Here is a 12,479-nt window from a genome sequence, read left to right as displayed (position 1 = left end):
CAACTGGCAGACCGAGGTGTCTGCATCGCAGGCAAGCCAGCTCCCACAGGGGTTAGGCGATGATCTGGCGGATAAGTAGCAGCAGCAAGAAATGCAGTGGATATAACGCATAGGCCCAACGCCGCATCGCTGGTGGCGAGACATTTTTGGCATGTCGCAACAAGACCAAACCCACCAATGGCGCAATCAGGCATGCTGCCAACCCCAACAGCGCCACCGGCGTGCCGCTACTAAGCAAAATCTGCCATTGGTTGGCAGCAACACAAACCAAGCCTGGAAGCACACTGAAATACCAAGGGCGACTGAACACCAGCAACATCGCCAAGGGCAATAACACGCCGAAAAAACCGAACATCAAATGTGTCGCAAACACCGCCGCGATAGTGAGTGCTATCAGCGCTAATCCTCGATCAAAAAGCGCCTTTTGTTGCCATCCTCGGGCAACCAGCAAACCTAACGCCAAGGTCGGCAGCACATTCAACGTATCGGCGTCCTCGATAAATAGCCGATACGGCACTTCGCTGATCACGCTGAACAGCAGCAACCAACCCACGTAGCGCCAATGGCCGGTCACAGGGGCGTAACGGACGCGATGCAAATTGGCCGCAATCGCCAGACAGAACCACGGGAACGCCAGGCGCCCCGGCACGTATAGCCCATCCAGGCTCAGCCCCACATAGCGCAGGTGATCAAGCACCATACTCAGCAGCGCCAGCCACTTGAGCAGATCCAAAGCGCCATCTCGGACAGGTCCGACAGGCAGGGTTTGAGTACCGTGCATAATTCCCCAACGACTTTGCATTTACAGTGCGTGCGCGCCCCCGGCAATCTTGGGTAAAGTGCGCACCAACATCGACCACAGGAACGGGCCATGACCGACAAGAGCCAACAATTCGCCAGTGACAACTATTCCGGCATCTGCCCGGAAGCCTGGGCCGCCATGGAACAAGCCAACCAGGGCCATCAGCGCGCCTACGGCGATGATGAATGGACCCACCGCGCCGCCGACGGTTTCCGCAATCTGTTCGAGACCGACTGCGAGGTGTTCTTCGCTTTCAACGGTACGGCCGCCAACTCCCTGGCGCTGTCCTCGTTGTGCCAGAGCTACCATAGCGTGATTTGCTCGGAAACCGCCCACGTCGAGACCGACGAATGCGGCGCGCCGGAGTTTTTCTCCAACGGTTCCAAACTGCTGGTTGCCCGCACCGAAAACGGCAAGCTGACCCCCGAGTCGATCCGCGAGATCGCCCTCAAGCGCCAGGACATCCACTACCCCAAGCCTCGCGTGGTCACCCTGACCCAGGCCACCGAAGTCGGCAGCGTGTACACCCCCGAAGAAATCCGCGCCATCAGCGCCACCTGCAAGGAGCTGGGCCTGAACCTGCACATGGACGGCGCACGCTTCGCCAATGCCTGTGCATTCCTGGGTTGCTCACCGGCCGACCTGACCTGGAAAGCCGGCGTCGACGTGCTGTGCTTTGGCGGCACCAAAAACGGCATGGCGGTGGGTGAAGCCATCCTGTTCTTCAATCACAAGCTGGCTGAAGACTTCGACTACCGCTGCAAACAGGCCGGTCAATTGGCGTCGAAAATGCGCTTTCTCTCTGCGCCATGGGTGGGCCTGCTGGAAAATGGCGCCTGGCTCAAGCATGCACGCCACGCCAACCATTGCGCGCAATTGCTGAGCAGCCTGGTGGCGGATATTCCCGGCGTGGAATTGATGTTCCCGGTACAGGCCAACGGCGTGTTCCTGCAACTCTCTGAACCCGCGATTGCAGCGCTGACTGCCAAGGGCTGGCGTTTCTACACCTTCATCGGCAAAGGCGGTGCGCGCTTCATGTGTGCGTGGGATACCGAGGAAGAGCGTGTAAGGGAATTAGCCGCCGATATTCGGGAAGTCATGAACGCTTAACGTACGAATTCGGCCAGTCCGTACTGGCCGATCGCCGAGACTGTTTTTTGATATTTCTGACAGCCATTCAGCTCGTTTTTATTGTCTAGCCTCTTGTTACCCGCAAGGAAAACGCAGCGATATCTGCCACCTTTCGGGTTTCATCGCCCGCTGAATAATCGGCGGAAAAGGTAAATCAATGGAGAGCTTAATCATGGAATATCAAAGCAATAGCAACACATTACAAAGCGGCGGCAGCAGTAGCACCACGGTCGTGGACTGGGATGAGTTCAGGAAACACGCCAAAATCGGGGATACCATTCAAGAGCCATCGCAAACCCTGACCATCTACGACAAAGTCTACGAACTGACAACCTCAGGTCAGCACTTTGTTGTTCATATCTACGCCCAATAAGCGTTAACACCTAAGCGCCGCGTCGCAGATTCATGGCCTGCGACGCGACGCTGAATCATGATCGTTCCCACGCTCCGCGTGGGAATGCCTCCTCGGACGCTCGGCGTCCACCCGAACTCAAGGATGAACACGTGGGTAGAAGCCGCTATGTCATCACCGAACCCGAAAAACCCCACTTCCTCACCTGCACTGTCATGGAATGGCTCCCCCTCTTCACACGCAACTACCTGGTGGACCATCTTCTGGATTGCTGGCGTTATCAACAAAGCAACCACGCTTTAAACTTGTTTGGTTACGTCATCCTGGAAAACCACTTGCACTTTATTGCTCAAGCGCCCGATCTGGGAAAGTGCGTCAGCCAATTCAAGTCCTTCACCGCCCGCACCATCATTGACGACCTGCAAAGCAAAGGCGCGGAGCGGGTATTGCAGCGCCTGCGTTTCTGCAAGCGTGCACACAAGACAGATCGTGTTTATCAACTTTGGCAGGAAGGTTCACATGCGGAGTTGGTTTACAGCGAGGCAGTCATGCGCCAGAAGCTTGATTACATTCATCACAACCCCATAAAGCGAGGCTATGTGGACCTGGCTGAACACTGGCGTTACTCCAGCGCGCGCAACTATGCAGGTATGACAGGCCTGATCGACATCCAACCTTGGCTCTGAAGATCCGCGTACCCCTTCCCTGACGACGGGACGCGGAGCGTCCCGGGAGGCGTTACCACGCAAAGCGTGGGAACGAGCATGTAGCCTTCTGCCGGGAAGATCGTTCCCACGCTCCGCGTGGGAATGCAGCCCGTGACGCTCCGCGTCACACCTCAATTGCGATGGGACGCGGAGCGTCCTGGAAGGCGTTACCACGCAGAGCGTGGGAACGAGCATGTAGCCTTCTGCTGGGAAGATCGTTCCCACGCTCCGCGTGGGAATGCAGCCCGTGACGCTCCGCGTCACACCTCAATTGCGATGGGACGCGGAGCGTCCTGGAAGGCGTTACCACGCAGAGCGTGGGAACGATCAGATCAGAATTCGATGCGTACATCACCCTTCGGCACACTGCAGCACGACAGGATATAGCCTTCGGCTTCGTCCTCTTCGGTAATCCCGCCGTTGTGCTCCATCTCCACCTCGCCGCCCAGCTTCATCACCTTGCACGTGCCACAGATGCCCATGCCACAGGCTTTGGGGATCAGCAGGCCGAGCTTGGCGGCTGCGGCGTGCACGGTTTCCCCCGGTGCCACGCGAATGCTCTTGCCGGACGCGATAAATTCCACCTGATGCAGGTCCGCCAGGTCGATCTCCGGCGCATCCGCGGCTTGCTCGGCCTGCTCCACCGCATCGGCACGGGCTTCCGGTGGCGTCGCGCCAAAGGATTCTTCGTGATAACGGGTCATGTCGAAACCGGCGACTTCCAGCAAACGCTTCACTGCGTTCATGTACGGCGTAGGGCCGCAGCAGAACACTTCGCGCTCCAGGAAGTCCGGCACCATCAGCTCGAGCATCTTGTGGTTCAGATAGCCGCGATACCCGGCCCAGGGTTCGCCCAGGCCGTGTTTTTCGCAGATCAGGTGCAGGCTGAAGTTGTCGATCCGCGACGCCATGTGCTCCAGCTCGCGGTGATAGATGATGTCCTTGGGCGAGCGGGCGCTGTGGATAAAGGTCATGTCGACGTTGGCGTTGGTGTCGTAGAACCAGCGCGCCATGGACATCACCGGCGTAATCCCCACACCGCCGCTGAGGTACAGCACTTTAGGGCTCGGGAAATCAATGGCATTGAACAGCCCGACCGGGCCGTGCACCGCCAACTCCTGGCCTTCGTGCAAGGTATCGTGCAGCCAATTGGAAACCCGGCCGCCCGGCACACGCTTGATGGTCACCGAAAAGCTGTAAGGCACCGACGGTGAGCTGGAAATGGTGTAGGAGCGCATGATCGGCTGGCCTTCGATTTCCAGCTCCAGGGTGACGAATTGCCCCGGCTTGAAAAAGAACAGGATCGGCTGGTCAGCCATAAAGCAGAAGGTGCGCACATCCCAGGTTTCCTGGATGACTTTGACGCAACGGACGATGTGCCGACCATTGGCCCAGGTCTGGGTGGTTACCGGATTCAGGAAATTATTGGACATGTTGTTCTCCACCGCCGACGTCGGCCTTATGGTGGCGATTCTGCGTAACGCGAGAACCACCCATTTACCTATCTGCGACATTCACATACTTACGGCGACCAGCCCCCAAAGACAGGGGCTTGCGCGTCGGGATCAGATTGGGCCATGTCGCCCATGGATAAGGTCCGACGTGACGCCGGGCCCACACTCGCTCCCAACAAAGACGCGTTCTTTACGCCTTGCACAGCACCAACCGTAGCCACTATTCGCCGGCCACACAGAATGGCCATGAGGACACACACGATGGACGTCACCGCAACCTTAAGCTTGGGCGATCCGCTGGAACCCGCACGCAAGGCCACCGCGCAAATGCTGCAAGAGCGCGAGCGCACTTTTTCCCTGCCGCAGCCGTTTTACTCTGATGAGCGGCTGTTCGATATCGACATGCAGGAGATCTTCCAGAAAGAGTGGTTGATCGCCGGCATGACCTGCGAAATCCCCACCAAGGGCAACTACCTGACCCTGCAAGTGGGCAAAAACCCGATCATCGTGATCCGGGGTGCCGACGGCGTGGTGCATGCGTTCCACAACGTCTGCCGCCATCGTGGCTCGCGCTTGTGCACCAGCGACAAGGGCAAGGTCGCCAAATTGGTCTGCCACTACCACCAGTGGACCTACGAGCTGGACGGCCGCCTGCTGTTCGCCGGCACCGAGATGGGCGCCGATTTCGACATGAAGCAGTACGGCCTCAAGCCGGTGAACGTAAAGACCGCTGGCGGCTACATCTTTATCAGCCTGGCCGAAAACCCACCGGCCATCGATGACTTCCTGTCGACGCTCAGCCATTACATGGAACCCTACGACATGGAGAACACCAAGGTGGCGATCCAGACCACCTTGTTCGAAAAAGCCAACTGGAAACTGGTGCTGGAAAACAACCGCGAGTGCTACCACTGCAACGCGTCACACCCCGAACTGCTGAAAACCCTGCTGGAGTGGGACGACGTCACCGACCCACGCGCCGACCAGGCGTTCAAGGACCACGTGGCCGCTTCTGCTGCCGCTTGGGATGCCGAAAAAATCCCTTACGCCCACGCCAGCTTCGGCCTGCGTAACCGCATTGTGCGCATGCCGCTGCTCAAGGGCACCGTGTCGATGACCCTGGATGGCAAACAAGGCTGCGCCAAGCTCATGGGCCGCATCAAGAACCCGGACCTGGGTTCGATGCGCATCCTGCACCTGCCCCACTCCTGGAACCACTGCATGGGCGACCACATCATTGTGTTCACCGTGTGGCCGATCAGCGCCCAAGAGACCATGGTCACCACCAAGTGGATCGTGCACAAGGACGCCGTGGAAGGCGTGGACTACGACGTGGAGCGCATGCGCCAGGTGTGGGACGCCACCAACGACCAGGACCGCCGTCTGGCCGAAGAGAACCAGCGTGGCATCAACTCCACCGCTTACCAGCCTGGCCCTTACTCCAAGACCTATGAGTTTGGCGTGGTGAATTTTGTGGATTGGTACAGCGAGCGCATGTTGAGCAACCTGGGCGCTGCGCCGGCGCCGTACCTCAAAGGTGTGGCAGCACACGAATAACTGACACCCTATGATCACAATGTAGGAGCGAGCTTGCTCGCGAAAAACTCACAGGCACCGCGTTTATTCAGGAAGCACGCGTTATCGTTGACGTTTTTCGCGAGCAAGCTCGCTCCTACATCATTTCTCGCGCAGGCCGCTAGGGCCCTGCCCTCCAGCCTTTACCCAACAACTTATCCACAAAGTCACCCACAGCCATTGTGGGCAAGTGCGCTGCGCACGAGAATTAAATCAAGAAAAACCGTGACTTATTCAATATTTCGGTTTTCACCGCAAGCTGTTCATTTATTGATCAAACCTCCAAGAGCCTTGTTTTACGTGGCTTGTAGCGGTAAGCGAACACCTTATCCACAGATGCGCCAACAGACTTTGGGGGCAACTTTGCCTGGGCTGTGGAAAACCACCTAAAGTCGCTATTTCCGCGGGTCATGAGACGTTTTCAGGGTTAAATACAGTGTTTTGGTGATTTTTTAACCAATCCTCTGTAGGCCTCGTATCACCTGGCCTACAACGGATAGCGAACATCTTATCCACAGATCCGCCAACAGACTTTGGGGGCAAGTTATAAAATCCGCTTAGCTTTATCCACATCAAAACCCTAGAGAAAACCGCCACTTAGCCTGATCATTTTTCAGCCAATAGCGCACAGGCCTTTAAATACGTGCCCTACGGACAAACACAAACACCTTATCCACAGGCACGTGCACAGCGATTGTGGGTAATTGCCCGTTTGTCCGTTCCCTGTGCGGAAACGCTCAAATTTAAACTTCATCTACACTCTTTCTTGCAGTTATATCCATTGGCCCAGGTAAGTACAGAAGTCCTTGGCGCAAAAGAGGAGATAGACCGGTGACGTGGCAGGGCAATCCCAGCCATCACCGCGCCAAAGGTTTTACGCTGATTGAATTACTACTGACGCTGGCCTCACTGGCCACGCTTTCGACAGTGGCTTATCCGCTGACGGCGCTGATGGGTCAACACATTCGGGAACTCGACTTGCAGCGTTCGCTGCGAGAAATTCGCTGTGCCATCGATGCTTACAAAACGCTAACAACACACTGAGCGTTCCAGCAGTTCGGAACTTGTTTGTCTGAATTGAAGGTGGACTAAAGCATGAATAACTTACAGCAACATACGAACGTTCTCATCAAGTGGCTGCTGGCAGCGGTGCTTCTGGCCCCCCTGTTGGTCATGGCACACGGTGCCGTCGATGAGCCGGTATCACGCCAGGTTCATTGCAAAGCGCTTCCAGATTTCTGGTCGGGAAACCCCAGCGATCCAGGATGCGCGGCGTTAGCCAAGACAAGCGGGCAGTATCCAGGCCAGCAATGGAATGAAGTTGCCCATTTAATTGCTGCCCCGGGGTATAACGACCCGGAAATCGTTAAAAAAGCAGTTCCAGATGGGCAACTATGTTCAGCAGGTGACAAGAAGAAAGACGGCCTTAACTTGGTGTCAAATGATTGGTATCGAACGGACGTCACGCCTCACAACGGTAAAATCAACGTTCGCATCATCGGTACGGCCCCTCACGTCCCCAGTTTTGCAAAGGTATTCCTGACAAAACCTGGCTTTGATCCGACCACAGCACCGCTGACCTGGAATGATTTGGTCCTTATCCATACCGAGCAACTGACAGTCGCTCAAACCGACTGGGGCACCAGGCCGCCTGCCATTTCGTCTTCGGGGTACTTCAGATTTCCAGTGCCTATCCCTGCAGAACAATTCGGCAACGCGACCCTCTTCGTGCAATGGCAACGAATTGACCCGGCCGGGGAAGGATTCTACAACTGCAGCGATATCAATATCCTCGGGGCAGGCGTTCCTGAGCGGTGGTTTGATCTGGGTCAATTCATCGATGCCGTCATGAAAGACCTCACCCCAGGAGACGCCGTTCACTTCCGTATTCTGGACAACACGCCACAAGCGAAAGAGGTCGTAGACATTACCCTGCCCATTGACGCAAACAATCTGGACGCGAAGATATGGGGCCCGCAACTGGCCAATCAAATCCCTTCAAGCATCGCCAAAGTAGGGGAAAAAGACGGCAATGACATTGTGTTCAACACAGCTGATCCGCAGGTCAATTCGGTATTCGTACAGGTCAAGGGTTACTCCAAGGCCATGGCGATAGTCGAAGCGGGCGGTGGGGAATACCCCGCGTACGTGCCGAACAAGAGCCCCCCTTACAAGCCAGGTGACGTTGTATCCAACAAGGGCGCCAATTATGTGTGCAAACCCTACCCAAATAGCGGCTGGTGCTCGCAATCACCCAGCTATTACGAACCTGGTGTAGGCAGCCAATGGAACGATGCGTGGGATAAGAAAGACTGAGAATTAAAATGTCTGTTGCGAGACAAACGCTGTGGTGTATACAGCGTTTGCCTCGCTATCTTTTCAGAAGGGCTTAGCGAACCACGCCTTCCTCCACCAGCAACTTGAGAATCGCCTGCGCGCCCTCTTCGGCGCTGACGCCCTTGAGCACCTGCCCCCCACCCCCACTGGCCTTGGCTGTGGCAGCTTTCATACGATCGGCGCCGCTCTTGGCCTTGATCACCTTGAGGCGCTTGGGTCGTGGCTTGGCCGGTTGCAGCAGTGCGCCTGTGAATAACTCATCCTGTTCAATCTCGACGTCATGGGCCGCCAGCTCACCCCGTTGCGCCGGGCCGTAGGCGCTCTGCCGTGGCTTGGGCGCCGCGTTATCCACAGTGGCAAGAAACGGCAGGCGCACCTTCAAGCGCCGCCGCTGGCCGCGAGGCAACGCCTGCAGCACCAGGGCGACGCCGGCGTCGATGGACTCCACCTGCGCCAGCCCCACAATCAGCGGCCAGCCCAGTTGTTCGGCCAACAGGAACGGCAGCATCCCCGAACCTTCGCCGGTTTCTGCCTGGCTTCCGGTCAGTACCACTTGGGCGCCCGCGTCGCGCAGATACTCGCTGAGCACCGGCAACGCATCCGCGCCCGCCGGCTGTTCGAGTACCTGCAGTTGCGGCAGGCCCATGCCCAGGTAGCTGCGCAGGGTCGGCTCGCTGACATCACCCGCGTGCAGCACCTGCAACTTATCCCCAGCCAGTTGCAGCCCCAGCTCGACCGCGCGCGCGTCCTGCTCGGCGCGCCGTGGTCGTCCGGAGGTGGGGTGAGCGCCGATGGACACCAAGCTAAATACAGTGTTCGTCATGGTCATATCCTCAGGCTGCATCGCGCTTGGCGCCGTTGCGGTAGGTTTCGACCGCGGCGATCAAGGCTTGCAGTATCGCAGCGCTTTCGCCGATCACCGACAGGTCGGCACGCTTGATCATGTCGCACCCTGGGTCGAGGTTGATCGCCACCACCTTGTCGCAGGCACCGATGCCTTGCAGGTGCTGGATCGCCCCGGAAATCCCGACGGCCACGTACACCCGCGCAGTGACCCAGGTACCGCTGGCGCCGACCTGGCGATCACGTGCCATGAAACCATCGTCCACTGCCACCCGCGAGGCGCCTTCGGTGGCGCCCAGGGCCGCGGCGGTCTGGTGGAACAGCGCCCAGTCCTTCACGCCGTTGCCACCGGAGAAAATGAACTCGGCCTCGGCCATTGGAATCGCTGCCGGGTCGACCGCCACCGCGCCGAGGTCTTCGATACGCGGCAAACTGCGCGCCAAGCTTGTGGATAACTCCACGGGCAAGACTTCGTGGCGGGTTTCACTGACTGGGTCGGCACATTCAGCGGCGGCGAGGATCAGACGGGGCAACGGCCGCGCCAGGTCTTCCTGGCCGGCACCGGCCCGGCCGATGCATTCCTCGCCCTTGATCTGCCACACCCGCGTCGCCGGGCGTTCTTTGAGGCTGGCGGCAAAACGTCGCCCCAGCTCACCACCACCGCTGCGGCTGTCTGGCAGTAACCAGTGGCGCGGGCTGAATTGATTATCCACAGCACGCAAACCCTGCACGCGTTGCTCCGGTGCATAACCCTCGAACTCATGCCCATCCAATACCAACAGACGGTCGACGCCGGCCGTGGCAAAGGCGCTTTCCTTGTGTTCACCGAACACCACCGCCAACACCGCGCCGTCACTGCCGGCCAACTGGCGCGCCAGGCCCAGCAGGTCACGGTCGTGGCTGCTCAGGCGGCCGCCGACCATGTCAGGCACCACGTTGATGTAAAACGCCGGGGCCGGCACCTGATGCAGCGGCAATTGCACTTGCACTGCCGCGATACGCTTGGCCGCGCCGCCCTGCTGGGCACCCCTGCGGTCGATGCGCTTGATGCCGTTGGGGCCGATAAAACCGACACCATGCACGTTTTTGCGAATGACGCCGTTGGGCCCCATCCAACTGTGTTGCACCGGCTGCATCGCCGCGTGCAACGGGTGCAGGCGGTTACGGGCGATCCATTCGGCCCGTGGGTCGCGGCGGATAATGTCGCTCATCAGTGCACCTCCGCAGGTTCACGCTTGAGGGGGGCTTTGGCCGGCGCGGCGTCTTCAAGCAGCGCGTCGGCGACCAGCTCGGCGATGTCTTTGATCAACGGGCGTGGTTCGACCACGCCTTCCAGCATCGCCGTGCATTGCGGGCAACCCACGGCCACCAGTTCGGCACCGGTCTCGCGGATGTCGTCCATGCGCATATCGGGAATACGTTGCTTGCCGGGAATGTCGGTGATCGGCGCGCCGCCACCGCCACCGCAGCAGCGCGACCGGAAGCCCGAGCGTTGCATTTCCTTGACCTCGATACCGAGCGCCCGCAGCACTTGGCGCGGCGCCTCGTATTCCCCGTTGTAGCGGCCCAGGTAGCAAGGGTCGTGATAGGTCACACTGTTGCCTTTGTGCTGGCCCAGGTTCAGCGCGCCCTCGCCGATCAGCTCGGCCATGAAGGTGCTGTGGTGCTGCACGCGATAGTTACCGTTGAAGGCGCCGTATTCGTTTTTCAGCACATGGAAGCTGTGCGGGTCGCAGGTGACGATGCGCTTGAAACTGTACTTGGCCAGGGTCTGGATATTGCGCGTGGCCAGCAGCTGGAAGGTCGCTTCATCGCCGAGGCGCCGCGCCACGTCACCGCTGTCGCGTTCTTCCAGGCCAAGCACGGCGAAGTCCACCTTGGCAGCCTTGAGCACTTTGACGAACGCGCGCAGGGTGCGTTGGTTACGCATGTCGAAGGCGCCGTCGCCGACCCAGAACAGTACATCGCAACTGCCATTGTCGCTGAGCAACGGCAAGTTCAGGTCCGCCGCCCAGTTCAAACGACCACCGGGAGCGAAACCGCCAGGGTTATCGGTGGCGATCAGGTTTTCCAGGACCTCGGCGCCCTTGTTCGGCGTGGCGCCTTTTTCCAGGGTGAGGTGGCGACGCATGTCGACGATAGCGTCCACGTGCTCAATCATCATCGGGCACTCTTCCACGCAAGCGCGGCAGGTGGTGCACGACCACAGGGTCTCGGCGTCCACCAGGCCGTTGACGATCGGCTGGTGCGGATTGCCGCCGTGTTCGCCCACCGGTTTGCCGGGGTACGGGCTGCCGGCGAACTTGGCATCGGTGCCACCGGCCAAGCCGACCACCATGTCCTGGATGAGTTTTTTCGGGTTCAGTGGCTGGCCGGCGGCAAACGCCGGGCACGCCGCTTCGCACTTGCCGCACTGCACGCAGGCGTCGAAGCCGAGCAGTTGGTTCCAGGTGAAGTCCTTGGGTTTTTCCACGCCCAGCGGCGCGGTTTTATCGCTCAGGTCCAACGGTTTCAACCCGGTGGAGCGGCCACCGCCAAAGCGTTCGGCGCGGCGGTGCCAGGCCAGGTGCAGGGCACCGGCGAAGGCGTGTTTCATCGGCCCGCCCCAGGTCATGCCGAAGAACATTTCGGACACGCCCCACAACACGCCCACGCTCAGCAATGCCGCGAGCAACCAGCCGCCGAAGTCGGCGGGCAGAATCCCGGCCACCGGCAAGGTCACCAGGAAGAAGCTCACCGAGAACGCCATCAGGCTTTTGGGCAGGCGCATCCACGGGCCTTTGGACAGGCGCGCAGGCGGATTGCGGCGGCGCAGGTACATGAAGATCGCGCCGACAAACATCAATGTCGACGCCAGCAGCAGCGCATAGCCAAGAATGCGGCTCTGCAGGCCGAAGCCGTGCACCACAATCGCCAGCAGCGCCGACAGCACAAAGCCCAGCGCCGTCGCAACGTGGGTGTTGGCGATGTATTTGTCACGGGCGACCACGTGGTGCAGGTCGACCATGTAGCGCTTGGGCATGGCCAGCAGGCCACCGAGCAGGTCGACTTTGGATGCGCGGCCACGGCGCCACATGTTCACCCGGCGCAGGGCGCCGAGGACGGCGAGGCCCAGGGCGGCGAAGAGCAGGATGGGAAGAAGGGTATTGAGCATGGTGAAGCTCCCACTAAGATCGTTCCCACGCTCTGCGTGGGAATGCATCCTGTGACGCTCTGCGTCACGACCTTAAAAGCAGACGCGGAGCGTCCAGGGCGGCATTCCCACGCAGAGCGTGGGA

General features: G+C 59.2%; 11 protein-coding genes. 6 read left to right on the top strand and 5 right to left on the bottom strand.

Annotated features, from left to right (window positions below; all coding sequences use genetic code 11):
- Nucleotides 1-52: 52 nt before the first annotated feature.
- Nucleotides 53-781, bottom strand: a complete 729-nt coding sequence (locus V8689_RS02610) for a TraX family protein (RefSeq protein WP_056782916.1) — start codon at nt 779-781, stop codon at nt 53-55.
- Nucleotides 782-871: 90 nt separating this feature from the next.
- On the opposite strand from V8689_RS02610, the gene V8689_RS02605 reads away from it, so the two are divergent.
- The 3 genes from V8689_RS02605 to V8689_RS02595 all read left to right on the top strand — a co-directional run bounded on the left by V8689_RS02605 (nt 872) and on the right by V8689_RS02595 (nt 2,971).
- Nucleotides 872-1,912, top strand: coding sequence for a threonine aldolase family protein (locus V8689_RS02605; RefSeq protein WP_032894950.1), 1,041 nt, complete (start codon nt 872-874; stop codon nt 1,910-1,912).
- Nucleotides 1,913-2,105: 193 nt separating this feature from the next.
- Entirely contained in the window at nt 2,106-2,306 is a 201-nt protein-coding gene (locus V8689_RS02600; protein ID WP_056782918.1) for a hypothetical protein, read from the top strand.
- Between the two features lie 131 nt (nt 2,307-2,437).
- On the top strand, nt 2,438-2,971 hold the full coding sequence (locus V8689_RS02595) for an REP-associated tyrosine transposase (RefSeq protein WP_056782920.1): 534 nt from the start codon (nt 2,438-2,440) through the stop codon (nt 2,969-2,971).
- Between the two features lie 353 nt (nt 2,972-3,324).
- Here the strand turns inward: V8689_RS02595 and gbcB are convergent, their stop codons facing one another.
- Nucleotides 3,325-4,425 (bottom strand): glycine-betaine demethylase subunit GbcB, encoded by a 1,101-nt coding sequence (gbcB, locus tag V8689_RS02590; RefSeq protein WP_014720237.1) that lies wholly within the window; start codon nt 4,423-4,425, stop codon nt 3,325-3,327.
- Nucleotides 4,426-4,707: 282 nt separating this feature from the next.
- On the opposite strand from gbcB, the gene gbcA reads away from it, so the two are divergent.
- From gbcA to V8689_RS02575, 3 genes are all read left to right on the top strand, one after another.
- A complete protein-coding gene (gene gbcA / locus V8689_RS02585; protein ID WP_032894948.1) occupies nt 4,708-6,003 on the top strand; it encodes a glycine-betaine demethylase subunit GbcA in 1,296 nt (431 codons plus the stop codon).
- An 849-nt stretch (nt 6,004-6,852) separates the two neighbouring features.
- Nucleotides 6,853-7,065, top strand: coding sequence for a prepilin-type N-terminal cleavage/methylation domain-containing protein (locus V8689_RS02580; protein WP_060766328.1), 213 nt, complete (start codon nt 6,853-6,855; stop codon nt 7,063-7,065).
- 51 nt (nt 7,066-7,116) lie between these two features.
- Nucleotides 7,117-8,337, top strand: coding sequence for a lytic polysaccharide monooxygenase (locus V8689_RS02575; protein ID WP_056782922.1), 1,221 nt, complete (start codon nt 7,117-7,119; stop codon nt 8,335-8,337).
- 73 nt (nt 8,338-8,410) lie between these two features.
- Here the strand turns inward: V8689_RS02575 and V8689_RS02570 are convergent, their stop codons facing one another.
- Genes V8689_RS02570 through dgcB form a run of 3 tightly spaced genes read right to left on the bottom strand, consistent with a single transcriptional unit; the run spans nt 8,411 to nt 12,355 of the window.
- A complete protein-coding gene (locus tag V8689_RS02570; protein WP_164545343.1) occupies nt 8,411-9,187 on the bottom strand; it encodes an electron transfer flavoprotein subunit beta in 777 nt (258 codons plus the stop codon).
- 4 nt (nt 9,188-9,191) lie between these two features.
- A complete protein-coding gene (locus V8689_RS02565) occupies nt 9,192-10,412 on the bottom strand; it encodes an electron transfer flavoprotein subunit alpha/FixB family protein (protein ID WP_056782924.1) in 1,221 nt (406 codons plus the stop codon).
- Complete coding sequence (dgcB, locus tag V8689_RS02560) at nt 10,412-12,355, bottom strand: dimethylglycine demethylation protein DgcB (protein ID WP_044271824.1); 1,944 nt, start codon at nt 12,353-12,355, stop codon at nt 10,412-10,414. The genes V8689_RS02565 and dgcB overlap by 1 nt, the downstream gene beginning before the upstream one ends.
- Between the last annotated feature and the right edge of the window lie 124 nt (nt 12,356-12,479).

Source organism: Pseudomonas sp. AK181, from assembly GCF_051122975.1.
Classification (GTDB): Bacteria; Pseudomonadota; Gammaproteobacteria; order Pseudomonadales; family Pseudomonadaceae; genus Aquipseudomonas; species Aquipseudomonas lactis.
Note: the sequence above shows the minus strand (reverse complement) of the source record. Positions and strands in the feature narration are given on the sequence as shown.